Below are 19261 nucleotides of genomic sequence, written 5' to 3'. Positions count from 1 at the left end.
TGGTCAGGACCCTGTCCTGAAGTTAGCCCCTCCTTGAGGGACCCAGAGTCCCTCAAGGAGGCCTTCACGGACTTTCGACCAGGCGCGGCCACTCACGACCACCTCGCCGACGGAGGCGGTTCCAGCGCCTCCCGCAGCTCGCCGTCCAACGCGTCCGCGATGTCTTCGACGGTCCAGCCGTCCCGGTCCAGCACGGGGTCCTTGATCGCGGTCTGCCGCAGCACGCACAGGATGTCGCCGCGGAACCGAAGGATCTGCCCGGTGACCCCCGCCGACAGATCGCTGAGCAGGTACGTGACCAGCGGCGCCACCCGTTCCGGGGCGTGCTCCGGGGTCTGGACGACGCTCAAATCGTTCCAGGCCATCCGCGTCCAGGCCACCGGCGCGACGGCGTTGACCCGGATGCCGTGTTCGGCCAGGTCCACCGCCCACGAGGCGGTCATGGAGGCGACGGCGCCCTTCGACGCCGAGTACGCGGCCGCGCGCCGCTGGCCGATCATCGAGCCGGAGCCGACGTTCACGATCACGCCACCGCCCTGGGCGCGCAGCACCTTCGCCGCCGCGGTCCCGCAGAACAGCGGGCCGAGCACGTTGACCTCGACCACTTCACGCATCCGCACCGGGTCGGCCGCCCACGGCTCGGCCCGGTAGTTGACGCCGGCGTTGTTGACCAGGCCGTCGAGCCGTCCGAATTCGGCGACGTACCGGTCGATCAGTCCGGCGGCCTGCTCGGCGTCGGCGACCGAACCCTCATGGGAGACGGCCCGCCCGCCCAGGCCGCGGATCTCCCGCGCGACCTCGTTCGCGATCCCCGCTTCGACGTCGTTCACCACGACCGCCGCGCCCTGCGAAGCCGCATCGTGCGCGAAAGCCCTGCCCAGGCCCTGTCCGGCGCCGGTGATCACCACGGCCTTGCCGCTAAGAAGACTCATGTCACTCATAAGGGTGAGATCGGCGTCTCTCGACGGAACCCCTTGCCGGGGAAGATGAGGTTAGGCTAACCTCATACACGTCCGCTTCGTGGTGGGAGCGGCAGTCAGTTCGGGAACGGACGAAGCCCCGCAACCGGGTCACCCCCGGAGGCGGGGCTTCGTTCATTCCGGAGGATTCATGGTCGATGACCGCGCCGCTCGGGTCAAGGCACCCGGTCGAGTTCGATCCCGAACTCCTTCCGATACGCGTCCAGGATCTCCTGGTCACCCGAAAGCCTGGTCTCCGTGCGGACGCCGTGGGTGGTGACGATCAGCTTGTCACCCGCCAGGGTGACGCGGCCGTGCTCGGCCGGCAGCGAGCAGGTCGGCCCTCGCGTGAAATGCGAGTCCGGCGAGGTCGCCTGCCAGAACGCCGTCGGGACGAACTCGTCCAGTGCCCGCGGCCGCCGCTCGATCCGGTACTGGGGCTTGCCGTCCTGGAGGACGTCGATGTCGCCGTATGGCGCGTCGAGCAACAGGAACTCGCCGTCCGGGTCGGCCTGCGCCTCGGTGGCGGACAGCCGCAGCGGGAACCGGCTGAACCGGCCGAAGCCGACGTCCGCCAGCCACGGCTCCTCCAGCTCGACACGGACGACCGCGTGGTCGAACGGCGGCCCGACGGTGCCGTCCGGCCGGAAGACCTTCGCCGCCTGCAGAGTGACGTCGAAGCCCAGCTCGCCCAGCAAGGCGGCGAAGAGCCCGTTCAGCTCGTAACAGAAGCCGCCGCGGCGCCGCCGCACGATCTTGTCGAACAGTGCTTCGGCGTCCAGGACGATCGGTTCGCCGAGGTGGATGCTCAGATTCTCGAACGGCACCACCGCGAGATGGCGCTCCTGCAGCGTCCGCAACGCGGCGACGTCCGCGGTGGCGGGGCGGTCGAGACCGAGCCGGTCGAGGTATGCGGCGACGTCCATGCGACCACCTTGACACCTCGACTTCGCTGGAGGTCAAGAAACGAAGAACGGGGCCCTCCTCCGAAGGAGAGCCCCGTTTCGTGGCGAGAAGTCAGCCGAGCAGCAGGCCGTTGCCACCGGCGACGGCGTTGTCGAACCGCTTGGAGATCTCGGCCCAGTTGAAGATGTTCCAGAGCGCCTTGACGTAGTCCGGCTTCACGTTCTTGTAGTCCAGGTAGAACGCGTGCTCCCAGACGTCGACCAGCAGGATCGGCGTGGTCGGGAGGACCAGGTTGTTGTGGTGGTCGCGCAGCTGCTGGGTGATCAGCGTCTTGCCGATCGGGTCCCAGGAGAGCGCGGCCCAGCCGTTGCCCTGGATCGTGGTGGCGACCGCGGTGAACTGCGCCTTGAACTTGTCGAAGGAGCCGAACGCCTCGTCGATCGCGGAGGCCAGCTCGCCGGTCGGCTTGTCGCCGCCTTCCGGGGAGAGGATCTTCCACCACACGACGTGGTTGGCGTGCCCGGCGAGGTGGAACGCCAGCGTGGTCTGCAGGCCGACGATGTCACCGAAGTTGCCGGCCTCGCGGGCCTCGGCGATCTTGTCGAGCGTGTCGTTCGCGCCCTTGACGTAGGTCGCGTGGTGCTTGCTGTGGTGCAGCTCGTTGATCTCGCCCGAGATGTGCGGCGCCAGAGCGCTGTAGTCATAGTCGAGATCGGGGAGCACGTAGCGGGCCATCGGCCCTCCTTCTGTCTTCGACACAAGTTTCCAAGGACGAACTTAGTCGTCTTCACCCGTTTGCGGCGACCGGGGGCGCCGCGTTTCTCCCCAGGTGGAACGACCCGTTCGTAGCGGCTGTACCCGGTGGGGCCACCGCCTGAAACCCACCCTGCTAGCTCCAGTTAGCTGGAGGTCAAGGCGATGTGACGGCGGTCATCAAGCCAGATAGGGCAGTCCCACCAGGTGATAAGAGGCGATGACCCCGAGAAAGGCGAGCAAGGCCACGGAAACCACCGTGTAGGTGATCCTGGCGGGCGTGGTCCACCAGCCGCGGACCCAGGCGAGCACCGCGCAGACTACGGCCGCGCAGGTCAGGAGCAGCACAGCGTTCGGCAGGAGCAAGGTGACACTCAGCAACGGCGAGTGCCCGGACGTCAGCGCCACGGCGGCGGCGCTCAGATCGCTCATGAGCAGGGCGAAACCGGTCGTGAACAGCAGGACGGCCAGCGCCGCGGACCAGGCGGCGACGGTCGCGAACCGGGCTCCCGGCGGGTTCCGCTCCCGGCCGCGCCGGACGAGCGCGCGGATCGGCCACCACACCAGCGCGCCCAGCAGGAGCAGCAGCGCGACACCGAGGATCAGCAGGTGCGTGGAGGGCGAGCCGAGCCAGGACACCCGTTCGTAGGAGGAGTTCGGGTCGTCGCCCGCGAAGAGCAGGACCTCCCCACCGGACTCACGGAACGCGATCCGTTCACCGGCGGCGTCGGTGAACAGCCCCGGCTCGGTCTGCGTCCAGCGCCGGGTCCCCTCGCCGAGGCCGGAAGTCCTCAGCACGCCGTCGCCGTCCGAGGTCACCGTGACACCGCCCGCGAGCGCGCGGACCTTCGTGAAGCTGTCGTAGTCCAGCCGGGTGTTGTTGTAGCTCCCCTCGAACCTTGAGACGTCACCCGCGAGCTTCACAGGAGCGGGGACGGACGTGGCGGGCCGCAGCCGTTCGACGAAGGCTTTCAGCACCTCGGCGGTCACCGCGGCGGCGTCGCCGGAGAACGCGCCGCCGTTGAACGCCAGGTACACGCCGGTGTTCTTCTCCGGCACGAGTTCCAGCACGCTGAAGAACCCCGGTGAGTCACCGGTCTTCTCCACCAGGCGCAGACCGTTCAGATATCGCTCGGAGAAGCCGAAACCCATCGCGGGCAGGCGCGGGTCGTTGCGGAACCGCGCGCCGTGCAGCTGGTCGAGCAGGGGACGGCTGAACGTGCCGGGGACGAGGTTCGCGGACAGGTAGCGGCCCATGTCGGCGGGAGTGGCGACGTTCCCGTCGCCCGCGGGCGGTTCGGGGCCGAAGTTGGCGGGCGGGACGACCTGCGCGGAGCCGTCCCAGCGGTAGCCGGTCGCCAGTGGGACATCAGGCGTGGGCTGGGCGACGCTGCTGTCCTTCATTCCCAACGGTTCGAAGATGTGTTGCCGCACGTAGTCCGAATAGGACTGTCCTGACGCGAGCTCGACGAGGTGCCCGGCCAGCGCGTAACCGTAGTTCGAGTAGAGGGCGACCTCGCCGGGCGGGCGGACGCGGGTGGGCATCTCGGCCGCGAGGTGCTCCGCGAGCGTCGGCAGATTCTCTTCCCGTGGCGTGAACATCCGGTACACGCGGTCTTCGAAGCCCGCGGTGTGGGTGAGCAGGGAGTACAGGGTGACCGGGCGGCCGGGGAAGGTTTCGGGGATCTTGAACGCTTTCAGGTACGTGTTGACGTCGGCGTCCAGTGCGAGCTTGCCCTGTTCGACGAGCTGCATCGCGGCCGTCGCGGCGATCGACTTGCCGACGGAGTTGATCAGGAACCCGGTGCGCTCGGGGTCCACCTTGGCCTGAGTGTCCACTGAGGACACGCCGTAACCCTTCGAGAACACGGTCTTCCCGCCCTCGACGACCACCACGGCGGCACCGGGAATGTGGTGCTCGGCAAGGCTTCGCGGGAGGATTTCGTCGAAGACGCCGGCGGGTGTCGCGGCTCGGGCGGCGGGAGCGGTCAGGACCGTCGCGACGGTCAGCAGGGCGGCGGTGGCCGCGATTCGGAACATACCTGGAAAGTTAGGGATTTCCCCGGGGTGAGGGGATCCGGCGGACCGCCGATCGCGGGGTGGGGCCGGCCCTACCCCGCGACCGGACGCACGAGGTCAGGCGGCCCGGTACTCGTCCAGTTCGCTCGCCAGCTCGTCGAACACCGCGATGTTGCACTCGAAGGCCACGATGGCCTCGTCGATCAGCCGCGCGCGCTCGTCCTCGCTCCACGGCGCGGCGTTCAGCTGTTCGCGGTAGTTGTCCCGGAACTTCGGAGCGCTGCCCAGCTGGTCGAAGTGGTAGAACAGCGAGCCCGCCTCGGTGAGCTCGTACTTGCGCTCCAGCAGCCGCCGGATGACCTGGCCGCCGGCGATGTCGCCGAGGTAGCGCGTGTAGTGGTGGGCGACGAACCCGCCGGACCAGTCCGACGCCTCGGCCACGCGCCGCGCGTAACGCTCCGTCGAGGGCAGCGGCCGGACGGTCTCGCGCCAGTCCGGGCCGACGAGGTGTTCGAGGTCGCGTTCGAGGCTGGGCAGCCGCCGGAGCTCCTCGAAGACGAATTTGCCCGCCACCGGGTCTTTCGCCAGCTTGTCGGCGGCCTGCTCGATCGCCTGGTAGATGAAGTAGTACTGGATCGCCAGCCGCGTGTACCCGTCGCGCGTGAGCTCGCCGCCGAGCAGCGCGTTCATGTACTCGGAGTGGTTGGCCCGCTCGTGGGCAGGCAGGGTGGAGGCGCGCAGGGCCGCGGAGAACGGCCCGGATTCGACGTCGGTGGTCACCGGCATGGACAGAGCCTCCAAGCATCGATCTGACATGCTGTCAGAAAGAGCGTAAGGCACGATTGCGGGTTAGGCTACCCTAATTTTACCGGTTTTCCGCCATCCCGACCGCTCTGAGCACGAAACGGACCGCTCCCTCGATCGCGTCGTCCAGCCGTTCGGGTGGCACGTCGACCACCTGACGGCTGCCGAGCGCGGCGGTGATCATCGGGATCAGGAGATCGGGATCCTCGTCCGGTACTCCCTCCGCGAGGATCTCCCGCAGCTGGCCGGTGATCGGGTCGGCGTGCGCGCTGATCCGCCGGTACGCGGCGGGGGCCAGCGCCGACGCGAGCGCCGTCCCCGGCGGCAGGTGGTACTCGGCGAGCACCCGCAGCTGGAGCCGGACGAACGTCGAAAGCTTCTCGACCGGGGTGTCGGCCTTCGCGACGGCCGCCGTCAGTCGTTCGACGTACCGCGTCGCCTCGTCCTCGACGAAGGCCACCAGCAGGCTTTCCTTGTCGGGGAAGTGGTTGTACATCGCCGTCCGGCCGAGGCCCGCTTCGGCGGCGACACCGGCGAGCGTGATCGCGTCGAACCCGCGCTCGTACAGCTGGCCGCGCAGGACGTCGAACACCCTGCTGCGGACCTCGCGCCGGTGCTCCTCCAGCGAGCGGCCGATGATCTTGGGCACGAGCCACCTCCCTGGGAGGAAACTCTAAACCCGGTGTCTCAAAGCGCGCTTTCGGATTTCCGTAGCCGGGCCGCGGCGTCAGCTGGTCACTCACCCGGCCGTGACAGCGGCCCACCTCCGCAAATCCGAGGCCTCCGGCCGAAAAGAAGCGCGCGCGTGTCCTCACGGCCCAGCCGAGCCTCGGTTTGAGAGGCACCCCCTAAGCCTCCAGTGGCCAGGTGTGCACCGGCGTCTCCGTGGCGGACAGCTCCAGATACCGGCCCAGCATCCGGTTCAGCGCGGTCTCCCGTTCGGCGCCGCGCTCCTCCGCGCGCAGGACGTACTCCCGCTGCCACGCCGCGCCGGTCCGCCTGGTGAGACACCGCTGCTCGATGATGCCGAGATAGCGCTCTCTCGCCTCGTCCGAAACGTCCGAGCGGCGCAGTCCCTCGTGCGCCAGCGGCAGCAGGACCCGCAGCACGAGCTCGTCCGGCGGGATCCAGCCGATACCCGGCCAGTACAGCTGCGCGTCGAAACCCCGGCGCGCGCCCGCGTACATGTTCTCCTCGGCGGCCTGGAACGACATCTGTGTCCACACTGGACGGTCGGCCTCGGCGAGCGCCCGCTGCGCGCCGTAGAAGAAGGCGGCGTTCGCGACCATGTCGACGACGGTCGGGCCGGCGGGCAGCACCCGGTTCTCCACCCGGAGATGCGGCAGGCCGTCGACGACGTCGTACACCGGCCGGTTCCAGCGCCAGACGGTGCCGTTGTGCATCCGCAGCTCGGTGAGCTTCGGCGCCTGCCCGGAGTCGAGCGCCTCGATCGGATCCTCGCGATCGGTCTCGGGCAGGAGGCCGGGGAAGTACCGGACATTCTCCTCGAACAGGTCGAAGATCGACGTGATCCACCGCTCGCCGAACCACACCCTCGGCCGCACGCCCTGGTTCTTCAGTTCTTCGGGCCGGGTGTCCGTGGCCTGTAGGAACAGCGGGATCCGGGTCTCGTGCCAGAGCGCCTTGCCGAGCAGGAACGGCGAATTCGCGCCGACGGCGACCTGGACGCCCGCGAGCGCCTGCGCCGCGTTCCAATGCGCCGCGAACTCCTCGGGCGCGACCTGCAGATGCAGCTGGACGGAGGTGCACGCGGCCTCGGGGAGGATCGATTCGGAGTAGCTGCGCAGCCGCTCGGGCTGCCTTCCTGGCAGCGGCGCGCCCTCCATCGAGAGGACCGTACGCTCACCACGAGCGGCGAAGATCCGGTCATTGAGCAACGAATAACGGGCGTTGTTGGTGAGCCACTTCTGGTCGAAGTGCTCGTGCCGCAGCGTCGGGAGGATGCCGATCATCGCCAGCGAGGCGCCGGATTCCTCGGCCTTGCGCGACGCGGCGCCCAGATACGCGTTGAGGTCGTCCTCCAGCTGCAGCGCGGATTCGCCGGCCAGCGGCCGCGGCGGCACGTTGAGCTCCAGGTTGTGCTGGCCGAGCTCGGTGGTGAACGACGGGTCGTTCAGTGCCTCGAGCACCGTGGTGTTCGTCATCGACGGGCGCATCTCCGCGTCGACGAGGTTCAGCTCGACCTCGAGCCCGATGTTCTTGCGCGGGAAGGAAAAACTTCCGTCGGTGAGCATGCGGGCCAAGGTGTCGAGGCAGCGCTGGACCTTCCGGCGATAGCGGCCGCGATCCTGCGGCTCGGAGGGGTCCGCCGAAAGATTCTTACCCATGTTCGTCGAGCTCCTCATTGGCCACGCTCCGCGGGATCCAGGCGGGACTGCCAGGCGGCCCAACGGTTTCACGCATCGCTGTCGCCCGGCTAGCGGCCAAACTGGTGCTCTCTGTCACTAGGGGTTAACTGACAGCAAAATACCTCCATTCATACCACCTACCCTTCGACGTTCGGACGCAAACACGGCGCAGGGAGCGGATGACACACTCTCCGGGTGGCTGAACTGATCACCATCGACGACCGTGACGACCCGCGGCTCGACGATTTCCGCGACTTGTCCACAGCCGATCGGCGTCCTGATAGGCCGGGTGGGCGTGGCTTCGTGATCGCCGAAGGCACCGTCGTGGTCGAGCGGCTGCTCAACTCCCGTTATCCGGTCCGCTCCCTCCTCGGGGTGGAGCGGCGATTCCACGAATTGGGCGAAACCCTGGACGCGGTCGACGTCCCCGGTTACGTGACTTCGGCCGAGACGATGGCCGACGTGGTCGGGTTCCACCTGAACCGCGGGATCCTGGCCGTCGCCGACCGGCCGGTTCCGCCGCCGTCGGTGGAAGAGGTCGTCGACGGCGCACGGGTGCTCGCGATCCTCGAAGGCGTCGGTGACCACGAGAACCTCGGTTCGCTGTTCCGCAACGCGGCCGCACTCGGCGTCGACGGGATCCTGCTCGGCGCCGGCTGCTCGGACCCGCTGTACCGGCGCAGTGTCCGCGTCTCGATGGGGCATGTCCTGCGCGTCCCGTTCGCCACCTTCGGGTCTTGGCCCGGGGACCTGGAATCGCTGCGGGACCGCGGTTTCCGCATCGCGGCCCTGACTCCTCGTGCGGATTCCGTTTCGCTGCGCCAGTTACGGGACCAGACACCGGGGAAGGTCGCGTTGATGCTTGGTGCGGAGGGCCCCGGCCTGACCGACGAGGCCATCGCCGCCGCCGACGTCGCGGTGCGGATCCCGATGCCGGAAGGCGTCGATTCGCTGAATGTCGCCACGGCGGGCGCGATCGCGTTCTACGAGACGCGTCCACCGCTATCGTGAGCACCCGAGCGATCACGAGGAGAACCCATGGAATTGCGGATCCGTGAGGGACGCGCGGTGCTGGCCGGGCCGGGTGGCGAAAGCGCGCGCGAGGTGGACCCGCATTCGCTCGCGATCGGTTCGGATCTCGCCCAGGCGTTGCACGAATGGGCCAGGGTCGCCTCCGCCGTCGGTTCCTCCGGCACCGAAGCCGCTTCCGTGGTCTCCCAGCGAGGCCGCCAGCTCGCCCAGCGGGTCGCCGCCACGATGGGCACGTCGGTGCGATTCGTCGACCCCGTGTCCGGCGACGGCGTCGTCATCGACCCGCCCGCCCCCGCACCCCGCAGCGAACTCGCGCGGCGCCTTTTCGGCACGCCGGATCCGGCCGGGGAACCGACACCCTGGCTGACCGGGCTGACGGTTTCGGCGTTCGTCGCGGCCGTGGTCGTCGTGGCGATGTTGGCACTGGCGAACACCCTCGCGCGCGAGACCAACGGCTGGCTAGCGCTGCTCGCGTCCGCCGTCGTGACCGCCGGGATCACGCCGTCGCTGTGGCTCGCGCGGCGGGTGCCGATCGTGCGGTGGGCGTCGTTCGGCGCGGCCGCGGGGATCGTGATCGCGTGGATCGGCGTGCTGATCGTCGTGTTCTAGCGTTTGCGGAACTTGAGACCCGGCCCGCCCGCCTGTGTCGCCGACTGCCCGTAAAGCTCATAACCGTGATAGGCGGCGATCTGGACGACCAGGTCGGCGGGAATTCGATAGGACCGCATCGGGAATCCGACCTCGGGGCTGCCGTCGAATTCCCGGGCCAGCCAGCCGACCCGGGTGGTGCGCGGGAACAGGCCGGTGGTGAACGCGGCCGGGACCATGCCGGTGAAGGCCGCCAAGAACAGGAGATTGGTGACCGGCGCTTCGAAGCCCGACGGAATTCCGGAGATCACCGCCGCCGCGCCGAGGAGGACGAGGACGGTGACGGGGGCGATGTGGTTCAACCAGGCATAGCGGAACCTGAGTCCCGTGGGCGCGGGCAGGGGAAGCCTCGGCGGCGACGGATCCCGGCTGAGCAGGAGAACCCGGTCGGCGGGGTCGCCGAAATCCGCCGCGACACGCAGGCCTTCGGCCTCGGCTACCTCCGCGACACGCCGGGCGGAGAGGTTCGCGTGCTTGAGGCTGATCCAGACCTGGTCGGAGCCGGTGAGCTGGTTCAGCAGCCAGCGTTCCCGATCCTTGTCCGGCCGGTCCGGCCCGTCGAAGACCGGCGCCGGCGGGACGTACTGAGGCGCGTACTGGAAACTCAGACAGCCCTGGAACATCGGCGCGATCTCCAGGTAGCCGCGGCTCCGCGCGATGCCGCGGAGTGCCTCCGGGTCGATCCGCCATTCCATCGGCGAAACATGTGTGTACGGCGTCCCGGTGAAGACCTGGAAACGCAATCGGACAGTGCGTACGTACCAATCCTGCATGAAATCCCCCCGGCCCGAGGATACTGAGATCCATGGCCGGAGATCCGCTCGATTCACTCAGACGGCTCTGTCTCGCGCTGCCGGAAGCCTCCGAGCGGCTCAGTCACGGCGAGCCGACCTGGTTCGTACGCGGCAAGAAGACGTTCGTCATGTACGCGGACCGTCATCACGACGACAAGGTCGCCTTCTGGTGCCCGGCGCCGCCCGGGGCGCAGGAGGAACTGGTGGGCGCCGAGCCGGAGCGGTTCTTCCGGCCGCCGTATGTCGGCCATCGGGGATGGCTCGGGGTACGGCTGGACACCGACGTCGACTGGGCCGAGATCGAACAGATCGTCACCGACGCGTATTGCCTCGTGGCGCCGAAATCCCTGATCGCGCAGGTCCCCGGACGCACGTAATGGCCCCTCCACCGGAAGGGGCCACTACGTGCGGATTCAACCTCGTTGCGATCGGACGCCCAGGAGGACGTCTTCCCAGGATGGAACGATGGGGTGGTTCTTCTTCCCCTTCGCCCGTGGAGCGGTTTCGGCCACTTCCTCCGGCTCGTCAGCCGGAAGTGGTGGCTCGGCATCTTCTTCGGGCTCGGCTATCGGCGCGTCGATCACCTTCGCGACCGGCTCGTCCGGGACCGAATCGAGAGTCGGCTGGACGACCGCGTCCCTGCCGGGCTCGAGTGCCCGTACCGTGCGCGGGGCACGGTAGGCGTTGGGGTTGAGCAGGACTTCGGCGTTCTCGTCGAGGGCCTGCACGGTGCCGCCGTGCGCGCCGGGTGCGAACGCCCAGTGCGCGCGGTTGTCCGAACGGCCGGCCTTCCAGCTCAGCACGACGACCCACTTGCCGTCGTCGCCTCGCCAGGAGTCCCAGGTCGCCTGGCTGTAGTCGTGACCGCGCTGCCCGAAGGAGTGCGCGACGACCTCGCCGAGGGTCTGGACGTCGGGGCCGTCCTCGCGGACCGGATGCGCCCGCTGGGCCAGTTCGGCGGTGCGGGATCGTTCGAGCAGGACGGGGTACGCGAACCGCTCGACGCGCTGCACGGTGACGCCGGCGCTGCTCGCGACCTGCTCCACGGACTCACCGGCCCGGATTCGTGCCTGGATCTCGCGTGGCCGCATTTGGCTCTCCAACTCGATTTCGATCTGGCCGAGGCGGGTGATGTCACCCCTCGCCGCCGCTCGCAGCCTCTCATCCGCGGGGAGCAGGAAGCGCGTGCGGCTCGCCGGGTCCTCGCACACGATGGACTTACCGTCCTCGTGCAGCCCGACCACCCGTAGCGCTCGCATTCTCGCCTCCCCGATTCTTCACCTTTGTGGGTGTCCACGTTAAAACGGCGCGTCGCCTTGACGTGTGAGGCGCGCCGATGTCATGTGTCCTGCTCACTATTTTGTTCATGACGGCAAGGGGAATTCTGCGGGAGCGAGGGCCGGCTTGCCGCGTGACGCGCCGGACACGCACAGTCACGATCGGGGGAATCTACGGCAGCCGCACCCGGACGACCAGTCCGCCGCCGCGGCCACCCGGTTCCGCGCCCGCGGTCCCGCCGTGCGCCTTCGCGATGGACCGGACGATCGACAGGCCGAGTCCGGCGTTGCGGGAGTCGCCGGTGCGGTCGCCCGAAAGCCTCCGGAACGGCTCGAACAGGGTGGGTACGGCGTCCAGCGGCACCTGCGGGCCGGTGTTGCGCACCACCAGCGCCGGATCGCCGCCGATGTCGACGTGGATCCAGCCGCCCTGGCGGTTGTAGGTGATGGCGTTGTGCACGAGGTTCGTGACCAGCCGTTCCAGCAGTACGGGGTCCCCGGACACCGTCCGCGGCCGCAGCCGCGACTCCACCGTCACCCCCGCCTCCTCGGCCATGGCCGACGCCGACCGGATCACCGTCGCCGCGACTTCGTCCAGGCGCACGGGGGCCCGCGCGGCCAGGCCGCGGTCGCTGCGGGCGAGTACGAGCAGGCCTTCGATCATCCGTTCGCTGCGTTCGTTGGTGTAGATCAGATGTTCGCCGAGTTTCCGGACCTCGGGGCTCGCGTCGGGGTCGGCCATCGCGACCTCGACCAGGGTCCGCTGCACCGCGAGCGGGGTCCGCAGTTCGTGGGAAGCGTTGGCGACGAAGCGTTTCTGGCTGTCGAACGACACGGCGAGCCGGTCGAGCATGCCGTCGAAGGTGTCCGCGAGTTCCTTGAGTTCGTCGTCGGGGCCGTCGAGGTCGATGCGCCGGTCGAGGTTCTCGACCTCGAGTTTCCGTGCCGTCGAAGTGATCGCGTGCAACGGCCGCAGCACCCGGCTCGCCATCAGCCAGCCGAGCAGCACCGCGAGCCCGCCGGCGATCGCCAGCGCCACCAGTGATTGCCAGAGCAGGGTGGAAAGGACGTCCGAGCGGTATTCGGTGATCGACGTCGCGACCAATTGCGTGGCCTGGGCGCGCTCGACCGGGAGAATGGTCGTCGTGTCCAGCGGATACGCCCTGGCGACCTCGAATTGGGCCCCGGCGATCGCCCCGTTCGCGAAGGTGGCCGTATCCGGCAGGGTCGAGCTCACCAGGAGGTAGTTGACGATGAGCAGGGCGAGCCCGACGATCAGGAACGCGCCGCCGTAGAGCGCCGTCAGCTTGGTGCGGACGGAGAGCCGGAGCGGTTTCACGACCCGAACCGGTAACCCGCGCCGGGCACGGTCTCGATCAGCGGCGGTTCGCCGAGTTTGCGCCGCAACGTCATCATCGCCACCCGGACGGCGTTCGTGAACGGGTCGGCGTGTTCGTCCCACGCCTTCTCCAGGAGTTCTTCCGCGCTGACCACGGTCCCTTCGGCGCGCATGAGCACCTCCAAGACCGCGAATTCCTTGGGGGACAAGGGAAGGAACCGGCCGTCGCGGGACGCCTGGTGCCGGGGCAGGTCGAGGACGACGCCGCCGCGTTCCAGCACCGGCGGCAACGCCGGCCGCGCGCGCCGCGAGAGCGCCTGCACCCTGGCGACGAGTTCGGCGAACGCGAACGGTTTCGTCAGGTAGTCGTCGGCGCCGAGGCCCAGCCCGGCGACCCGGTCGTTGACGTCGGCCGCGGCCGTCAGCATGAGGACCCGCGCCTCGCCGCCGGTCCCGATCACCGCGGCGCAGACTTCGTCGCCGTGCACGACGGGGAGGTCCCGGTCGAGCACGACGACGTCGTAACCGTGCACCCCCACCCGGTCCAGGGCCTGCGCGCCGTCGTAGCAGACGTCGACGGCCATGGAGAACCGTCGCAGGCCCTCGGCGATCGTGTCCGCCAGGAGCCGCTCGTCTTCCACCACCAGCACTCTCACCTGGTCAGTCTGCCCCGGGAGGGGGTAAGCGGGGGATAAGCGCCGGGTCGCGTGGGTCGTGAGTGGCGTTTCGGGTTAGAACCCGAAACGCCACTCACGACCAGCTGTACCGAACGCTCAGCCGGCCGGGTGCAACTGCCGGGCCGGGATCACCTGCTGCGGAGTGTTCGGGCTGGACCACAGCAGCTTCATCGACGCCTCCCCACCGCGTTCGGTGTGTTCCAGCCGGATCGCGTAGGACCGCCCGGCGACCAGGTCGAGAGTCGCTTTGTCGACACTCGGTCCGTGGGGCGTGGTGTTGTCGATCAGGAGTTTCCCGTCGACCCACAGTCGCACGGTGTCGTCCGAGACCGTGGTGAACGTGTACTTCCCGGTGTCGCGCGCGGTGACCTGCCCGGTCCAGCGCGACGAGAAGGTCTCCGCCGGGATCTTCGCGTCCGGTGAGCCGGTGAACTTCCAGTTGTGGTTCACCCCCGGTTCGACCCGCCGCACCGTCGGCGTCCCGGTGAAGTCCGCGTTCGGCCAGTATTCGGCGGTCAGCCCGGTCCCGCGCCCGGCAGGCGCCTGCGGCAGCGGGTCGACACTCAGCTCGATGACGGTCGCGATGTCGTTCGTCCGGCTGCCCGACGGCGTGAGCTTCACGCTGCCGGGTGACTGCTCGACCCGCACGCGCTGACGGCTGCCGAGCACCCGCGCGTCGCGGACGCGGAAAGGCGCCAACGCGTCGAGCGTCAGCGAACCGCCCGAAGCGGGCCAATCGAACACCGACGCGTACAGCTTGTCGCCGCGACGGCTGACGACACCCCAGCCCGGTTCCGCGACCAGACCTGGCGCGCCCGCCCCGTAGACGGCCGCGGAGTGGCCGTTCGTCCGCAGCCACTGTCCCATCTGCTTCAGCCTGTCGATGGATTCCCGCGGTACCCGGCCGTTGCGATCCGGGCCGACGTTGAGCAGGAAATTCCCGCTACGGCCGGCGATCGAGAGCAGTTTCCTGGTCAGATCCGCCGAGGACTTCCAGTTGTGGTCCCAATCGGTGTAACCCCAGCTGCCGTTGAGGGTCATGCACGATTCCCACAGCTGCCCGTCGACCGGCTTGTCCGGGATCTCCTGTTCCGGCGTGCCCGTGTCGCCGTCGACCACCCGTCGTTTGCCGACGCGGTTGTTGACCACAATGGACGGATCGAGGCTGCGGACGTAAGCCTCCAGTTCCTCGCCGTCCCGTTCCGTCCAAGGGTTGTTGGGCCGGTCGGTGCTCCATTCGCCGTCGAACCACAGCACCGCCGGGTGGTAGTTGTCGACGAGTTCCTTGAGCTGGGCGTACATCCGCTCCTTGTACTTCGGGAACGTCGCGGGGTCCGGGAAATCCGGGTCGTGCCAATCCCAGATCGAGTAATAGAAGCCGAGTTTGACGTCGCGCGCGGCCGTCGCGCGTTTCAGTTCGGCGAGGATGTCGCGCTTCTTGTCGAACGCCGAGTGGTCGCGGAGGTTGAACTTGTTGACCTTCGTCGGCCACATCGCGTAGCCCTCGTGGTGCTTCGACGTGATCACCACGTACTTCTGCCCGGCGTCCTTCGCCGACTGCGCGATGGCGTTCGCGTCGAAACCGGCGGGGTTGAACTTCGCGGCGATCTGCTCGTATTCGGCGCGCGGGATCTGGCAGTTCCGTTGGATCCATTCGGCGTCCTGGCAAACGCTTCCATCAGGGCGGGTGTACTTCCCCTGCAGCTGCGAGTACGCGCCGAAGTGGATGAACTGGCCGAAGCGGTCGTCGCGCCACCAGCGCGTCCGGTCGGCGGTGAACGGGTCGTCGTAGGCGTGGTCGGACGGGAGTGGCGCGGCTTCCGCGGCGGGCGCGACGCCCAGTGCGGTGGTCGCGATGACGAGGGCCGCCAGGGCCCGGAGTGGCTTGCGGCGATTCATGCACTCCTCCTCGCTGAGGTGTGGACGTCCGGGGACTGTAAGAAGCCAGAGGTCGGATGTGAACCTCCGAAAGGTCCATCGGGGAGCTAGTTCACCCGGAAAGACGGCAGAAAGGTCGGATCTCTGTTCCGCTGATCGGGACGGTAAGCGCGGCATAAGCAACATCGCTTACCGCCCCGGAATCGCCGTCTCCGTAGAAATCGGGGCGCCAGGACGACCGAAGGAGCAGCGATGCGGAAACGACCCATGGCGGTACTGATCGCCGGAGCGGTCTTCGCGCTCGTGGCCGGTTGCGGTGGTGGCGGGGACGGCGGCGACAAGGTCGCCTCGATCTCTTCCCCGCCCGCCGCCGGCGCGGGCGACGGGAAGCAGGCGGACAACGTGTCCGACGAGGACAAGATCCGCGACTACCGGAAATGCATGCGCGAGCACGGGGTCGACATGCCGGAGCCCAAACCCGGCGCCAACGGGCAGGACACCGTCACCTTCGAAGCGCGCGACATGCCGGACGAGAAGAAGATGAACGCCGCGAGCGATGCGTGCAAGAAGCTGCTGCCGAACGGTGGCGAGATCAAGCCGCCCACGCCCGAAGAGCTCGACAAGATGCGCAAGGAAGCGAAGTGCATGCGCGAGCACGGCATCGACTTCCCCGACCCCGAGCCCGGCGGCAAGGGCGCGGCCATCGCGATGGACGCCGGCGGCGACCCCAAGAAGTTCGAAGAAGCGGCGAAGGCCTGCGGTCTCGGCATGACCATGAGGGCGGCCCCGGCGAAATGAGCGAACACGAAGGACCCGGCGGCGCACGGCGGTCGCGCCGGGCGCGCTGGTTCATCATCGCGGCGGTCCTCGTCGTCGTGGTCGGGACGATGTCCGTGGTCGTGCTGACCAGGGTCACCTCCGAGGCCCAGCAGGTCGGACAGGCGCCGCCGCCGGTCGAGACCGCGAAGGTCGAGAAGACCGACCTGCAGGAGGAAGAGGAAGCGAACGGAAAACTGGGCTACGGCGAGGAAAGCTCGCTCGGCGGCCGGAAACAGGGCACGATCACCTCCCTGCCGGAAGCGGGCGCGGTGCTCACTCGCGGCAAGGCCGTGTACGGCGTCGACGCCAAGCCTGTCCCGTTGTTCTACGGCACGCTGCCGTTCTTCCGCGACCTCGCCGACGGGGCCGCGGACGGTCCGGACGTCAAACAGCTGGAAGAGAACCTGAAGGCGCTCGGGTTCGGCGGTTTCGGCACGCCCGACAAGAAGTTCACCTCCGCCACCGCCGCCGCGATCAAGAAATGGCAGAAGTCGCTGGGCCTGGAGCAGACCGGCGCGTTCGGCCAGGGCGACGTCGTCCTCGCGCCCGGTGAGATCCGGGTTTCGCAGCTCGCCGCGCAACTCGGCGGCCCCGGCGGTGGCGAACTGCTGAAGTACACCGGCACCGAGCGTCTCGTCGAGGTCAAACTCGACGCCGCCAAACAGGCCATCGCCAAGGCGGGGGACAAGGTCGGGGTCGACATCACCGGCGGCAAGACCACGACCGGCGTGATCACCGACGTCGGCAAGGTCGCGGAGAACGGCAAGGACGGCACCGGGCAGGACGACGGCAAGCCGAAGATCAAGGTGAAGATCAAGCTGGACGATCCGGCCGCGGCGGGCTCGCTCGATTCGACACCGGTGTCCGTGCGGTTCACCAAGGAAGTCCACAGTGGAGTGTTGGCGGTCCCGGTCGGGGCGCTGCTCGCGCTCGCCGAGGGCGGATACGCCGTCGAGGTCGACGAAGGCGGCAAGCGTCGTCTCATCGCGGTGAAGACCGGCTTGTTCTCCGGCGGACGCGTCGAAGTCACCGGCACCGGTCTCGCCGCCGGGATGCGGGTGGTGACGACGTCATGACCCCGGTGCTGGCCGTGCGCAACGCCTCGCGCACCTATCCCGGCGGCGTGCGCGCCCTGCACGAGGTGACACTGTCCATTGAGGACAGGGAGATGGTCGCCATCCTCGGCCCGTCCGGCTCCGGCAAGTCGACGCTGCTGCAGCTGATGGGCACGCTCGACCGGCCGACCGGCGGCGTCATCGAACTGCGCGGGCACGACGTGGCGAAACTGCCCGACCGCAAGCTTTCGGCGTTGCGGTCGCGGTGGATCGGTTTCGTGTTCCAGCAGTTCTTCCTCAGCGAGGGGGTGAGCGCGGTCGACAACGTCGCGACAGGCCTGCTGTACGCGGGGGTGCCGCGGCGGAAACGGCGCGAGCGGGCGCTGGCCGCGCTCGACCGCGTCGGGCTCGCGCATCGGGCGGGGCATTTCCCGAACGAGCTCTCCGGCGGGGAACGGCAGCGGGTGGCGATCGCGCGGGCGGTCGTCAACTCGCCGTCGATCCTGCTGGCCGACGAGCCGACCGGGAACCTCGACACGGGCAACGGCGCGGCGATCCTCAACCTGCTGGCCACGTTGAGCTCGCAGGGGACGACGGTCGTGATCATCACGCACGACCGGGAGATCGCGGCGGGCATCCCGCGGCGGATCGAATTGCGGGACGGCCGGATCCGGCTCGACACCGGGACGGGGGTGCTGGTGTGAGCGCGCCCGTCCTCGACAAGACGCCGGATCCGGCCCGGCTCGGCCCGCGTGACGTACTGAACCTCGGTGCGCACGGGATGCGGACGCGGCCGATGCGGGCGGTGTTGTCCGCGCTCGGCATCGGGATCGGGATCGCCGCGATGGTGGCGGTGCTCGCGATCCCGGCGTCGGGCGCGAAGGCGTTGCAAGACCAGCTGGCCGCGCTGGGCACCAACCTGCTCACGGCGGGGCCGGGCAAGACGATGTTCGGCGGCGACGCGACCCTGCCGGACAGCGCGGTGCCGATGGCGAAACGGATCGCCCCGGTCACGGCGGCGTCCGCGACCGGGACCACCGGCGGCACCGTGCGGCGTACGGACAAGATCGACAAGGACGAGACGTCCGGCCTCGGCGTCTACGCGGCGACGCCGGATCTCCTCGACGTCATCGGCGGCGCCGTCCGCGACGGGCAGTTCCTTCGGGACGCCACACGCGACTATCCGGTCGTCGTACTGGGTTCGGTCGCGGCCGCGCGGCTCGGGATCGACCACATCGACCCGGCGAAACCGCCTCAGGTGTACATCGACGGGAAGTGGTTCACCGTGGGCGGGATCCTCGGGCCGACGCCGCTGGCGCCCGAGATCGAGCGTTCGGTGCTGGTCGGCTGGGACGCGGCCAAACGGCTCCTCGACTTCGAGGGCCACCCGACGACCGTGTACGTGCGGGCGAAGGATTCGCAGGTCGAGAACGTGCGCTCGGTGCTCGCGCAGACGATGAACCCGGAGGCGCCGAACGAGGTCGAGGTCCGTCGTCCGTCGGAGGCGCTGGAGGCACAAAAGCTGACGGAGAACACGTACAGCGCGCTGTTCCTCGGGCTCGGCGGGGTGGCATTGCTGGTCGGCGGCGTCGGGGTGGCCAACACGATGGTGATCTCGGTGCTGGAACGGCGGCGGGAGATCGGCCTCCGCCGCGCGCTCGGTGCGACGAAACGGCAGGTGAGAGGCCAGTTCCTGGCCGAGTCGGTGCTGCTGTCCGGGCTCGGCGGGATCGCCGGGGTCCTGGTCGGGGTGCTGGTGACGTCCGGCTACGCGCTGAGCCAGGGCTGGCCGGCGGTGCTGCCCGTCGGCGCCTTGCTCGGCGGGGTCGGGATCTCGGCATTGGTCGGTGCCGTCGCCGGTGCCTACCCGGCGATGCGCGCGGCGCGCCTGCCTCCGACCCAGGCGCTCGCCTAGCTCGCATTTCGTCCTCT

Annotated in this window: 19 protein-coding genes; 7 read left to right on the top strand and 12 right to left on the bottom strand. The window is 68.9% G+C overall.

Annotated features, from left to right (window positions below; genetic code table 11):
- Positions 1-92: 92 nt before the first annotated feature.
- The 7 genes from ED92_RS40375 to ED92_RS40345 form a co-directional block, all read right to left on the bottom strand.
- Positions 93-932: an SDR family NAD(P)-dependent oxidoreductase gene (locus ED92_RS40375; protein WP_037348075.1), complete on the bottom strand. Its 840-nt coding sequence runs from the start codon at positions 930-932 to the stop codon at positions 93-95.
- A gap of 203 nt (positions 933-1135) precedes the next feature.
- Positions 1136-1885, bottom strand: coding sequence for an arylamine N-acetyltransferase (locus ED92_RS40370; RefSeq protein WP_037348074.1), 750 nt, complete (start codon positions 1883-1885; stop codon positions 1136-1138).
- A gap of 91 nt (positions 1886-1976) precedes the next feature.
- Positions 1977-2600, bottom strand: a complete 624-nt coding sequence (locus ED92_RS40365; RefSeq protein WP_016337537.1) for a superoxide dismutase — start codon at positions 2598-2600, stop codon at positions 1977-1979.
- 198 nt (positions 2601-2798) lie between these two features.
- A complete protein-coding gene (locus ED92_RS40360; RefSeq protein ID WP_052121318.1) occupies positions 2799-4658 on the bottom strand; it encodes a serine hydrolase in 1860 nt (619 codons plus the stop codon).
- Positions 4659-4754: 96 nt separating this feature from the next.
- On the bottom strand, positions 4755-5423 hold the full coding sequence (locus ED92_RS40355) for a heme oxygenase (biliverdin-producing) (RefSeq protein ID WP_037348071.1): 669 nt from the start codon (positions 5421-5423) through the stop codon (positions 4755-4757).
- Positions 5424-5502: 79 nt separating this feature from the next.
- A complete protein-coding gene (locus ED92_RS40350; protein ID WP_037348068.1) occupies positions 5503-6090 on the bottom strand; it encodes a TetR/AcrR family transcriptional regulator in 588 nt (195 codons plus the stop codon).
- A 199-nt stretch (positions 6091-6289) separates the two neighbouring features.
- Complete coding sequence (locus ED92_RS40345; RefSeq protein ID WP_037348067.1) at positions 6290-7789, bottom strand: glutamate-cysteine ligase family protein; 1500 nt, start codon at positions 7787-7789, stop codon at positions 6290-6292.
- A 216-nt stretch (positions 7790-8005) separates the two neighbouring features.
- On the opposite strand from ED92_RS40345, the gene ED92_RS40340 reads away from it, so the two are divergent.
- Complete coding sequence (locus tag ED92_RS40340) at positions 8006-8821, top strand: RNA methyltransferase (protein WP_037348065.1); 816 nt, start codon at positions 8006-8008, stop codon at positions 8819-8821.
- A 27-nt stretch (positions 8822-8848) separates the two neighbouring features.
- Positions 8849-9451, top strand: a complete 603-nt coding sequence (locus ED92_RS40335; RefSeq protein ID WP_037348064.1) for a DUF2537 domain-containing protein — start codon at positions 8849-8851, stop codon at positions 9449-9451.
- Here ED92_RS40335 and ED92_RS40330 read toward each other — a convergent pair.
- Positions 9448-10185, bottom strand: a complete 738-nt coding sequence (locus tag ED92_RS40330) for a hypothetical protein (protein WP_235213517.1) — start codon at positions 10183-10185, stop codon at positions 9448-9450. The two genes, ED92_RS40335 and ED92_RS40330, sit on opposite strands and share 4 nt — an antisense overlap.
- Positions 10186-10295: 110 nt before the next feature.
- Here ED92_RS40330 and ED92_RS40325 point away from each other — a divergent pair, with 110 nt between their 5' ends.
- Complete coding sequence (locus ED92_RS40325; RefSeq protein ID WP_037348062.1) at positions 10296-10661, top strand: MmcQ/YjbR family DNA-binding protein; 366 nt, start codon at positions 10296-10298, stop codon at positions 10659-10661.
- Positions 10662-10697: 36 nt separating this feature from the next.
- Here the strand turns inward: ED92_RS40325 and sepH are convergent, their stop codons facing one another.
- The 4 genes from sepH to ED92_RS40305 form a co-directional block, all read right to left on the bottom strand.
- Complete coding sequence (gene sepH, locus ED92_RS40320; protein WP_037348061.1) at positions 10698-11543, bottom strand: septation protein SepH; 846 nt, start codon at positions 11541-11543, stop codon at positions 10698-10700.
- A gap of 190 nt (positions 11544-11733) precedes the next feature.
- Positions 11734-12900: an ATP-binding protein gene (locus ED92_RS40315; protein ID WP_037348059.1), complete on the bottom strand. Its 1167-nt coding sequence runs from the start codon at positions 12898-12900 to the stop codon at positions 11734-11736.
- Entirely contained in the window at positions 12897-13556 is a 660-nt protein-coding gene (locus ED92_RS40310) for a response regulator transcription factor (protein WP_037348058.1), read from the bottom strand. The genes ED92_RS40315 and ED92_RS40310 overlap by 4 nt, the downstream gene beginning before the upstream one ends.
- 117 nt (positions 13557-13673) lie before the next feature.
- Complete coding sequence (locus ED92_RS40305) at positions 13674-15476, bottom strand: alpha-L-fucosidase (RefSeq protein ID WP_037348057.1); 1803 nt, start codon at positions 15474-15476, stop codon at positions 13674-13676.
- Positions 15477-15707: 231 nt separating this feature from the next.
- Between ED92_RS40305 and ED92_RS40300 the strand changes: the two genes are divergently transcribed.
- The 4 genes from ED92_RS40300 to ED92_RS40285 are packed head-to-tail and all read left to right on the top strand — an operon-like array spanning position 15708 to position 19244.
- A complete protein-coding gene (locus tag ED92_RS40300) occupies positions 15708-16253 on the top strand; it encodes a hypothetical protein (protein WP_037348054.1) in 546 nt (181 codons plus the stop codon).
- On the top strand, positions 16250-17350 hold the full coding sequence (locus ED92_RS40295) for a peptidoglycan-binding protein (RefSeq protein WP_037348053.1): 1101 nt from the start codon (positions 16250-16252) through the stop codon (positions 17348-17350). The genes ED92_RS40300 and ED92_RS40295 overlap by 4 nt, the downstream gene beginning before the upstream one ends.
- Positions 17347-18033 carry an ABC transporter ATP-binding protein gene (locus ED92_RS40290; protein WP_037348052.1) on the top strand — a complete coding sequence of 229 codons (687 nt, stop codon included), beginning with the start codon at positions 17347-17349 and terminating at the stop codon, positions 18031-18033. Before ED92_RS40295 ends, ED92_RS40290 begins: the two co-directional genes overlap by 4 nt.
- Complete coding sequence (locus ED92_RS40285; RefSeq protein ID WP_037348051.1) at positions 18030-19244, top strand: ABC transporter permease; 1215 nt, start codon at positions 18030-18032, stop codon at positions 19242-19244. Before ED92_RS40290 ends, ED92_RS40285 begins: the two co-directional genes overlap by 4 nt.
- The last annotated feature ends 17 nt before the right edge of the window (positions 19245-19261 follow it).

The organism is Amycolatopsis sp. MJM2582, from assembly GCF_000754115.1.
GTDB lineage: Bacteria > Actinomycetota > Actinomycetes > Mycobacteriales > Pseudonocardiaceae > Amycolatopsis > Amycolatopsis japonica.
This window is presented reverse-complemented; position numbering and strand designations above follow the sequence as displayed.

What these genes read in the sequence shown, in the direction of transcription:
- ED92_RS40375 (WP_037348075.1), bottom strand. Translation starts at nt 932, where the DNA reads ATGAGTCTTCTTAGCGGCAAGGCCGTGGTGATCACCGGCGCCGGACAG.
- ED92_RS40295 (WP_037348053.1), top strand. Translation starts at nt 16,250, where the DNA reads ATGAGCGAACACGAAGGACCCGGCGGCGCACGGCGGTCGCGCCGGGCG.
- ED92_RS40325 (WP_037348062.1), top strand. Translation starts at nt 10,296, where the DNA reads ATGGCCGGAGATCCGCTCGATTCACTCAGACGGCTCTGTCTCGCGCTG.
- ED92_RS40360 (WP_052121318.1), bottom strand. Translation starts at nt 4,658, where the DNA reads ATGTTCCGAATCGCGGCCACCGCCGCCCTGCTGACCGTCGCGACGGTC.
- ED92_RS40300 (WP_037348054.1), top strand. Translation starts at nt 15,708, where the DNA reads ATGCGGAAACGACCCATGGCGGTACTGATCGCCGGAGCGGTCTTCGCG.
- ED92_RS40330 (WP_235213517.1), bottom strand. Translation starts at nt 10,185, where the DNA reads ATGGAATGGCGGATCGACCCGGAGGCACTCCGCGGCATCGCGCGGAGC.
- sepH (WP_037348061.1), bottom strand. Translation starts at nt 11,543, where the DNA reads ATGCGAGCGCTACGGGTGGTCGGGCTGCACGAGGACGGTAAGTCCATC.
- ED92_RS40355 (WP_037348071.1), bottom strand. Translation starts at nt 5,423, where the DNA reads ATGCCGGTGACCACCGACGTCGAATCCGGGCCGTTCTCCGCGGCCCTG.
- ED92_RS40345 (WP_037348067.1), bottom strand. Translation starts at nt 7,789, where the DNA reads ATGGGTAAGAATCTTTCGGCGGACCCCTCCGAGCCGCAGGATCGCGGC.
- ED92_RS40370 (WP_037348074.1), bottom strand. Translation starts at nt 1,885, where the DNA reads ATGGACGTCGCCGCATACCTCGACCGGCTCGGTCTCGACCGCCCCGCC.
- ED92_RS40365 (WP_016337537.1), bottom strand. Translation starts at nt 2,600, where the DNA reads ATGGCCCGCTACGTGCTCCCCGATCTCGACTATGACTACAGCGCTCTG.
- ED92_RS40335 (WP_037348064.1), top strand. Translation starts at nt 8,849, where the DNA reads ATGGAATTGCGGATCCGTGAGGGACGCGCGGTGCTGGCCGGGCCGGGT.
- ED92_RS40290 (WP_037348052.1), top strand. Translation starts at nt 17,347, where the DNA reads ATGACCCCGGTGCTGGCCGTGCGCAACGCCTCGCGCACCTATCCCGGC.
- ED92_RS40305 (WP_037348057.1), bottom strand. Translation starts at nt 15,476, where the DNA reads ATGAATCGCCGCAAGCCACTCCGGGCCCTGGCGGCCCTCGTCATCGCG.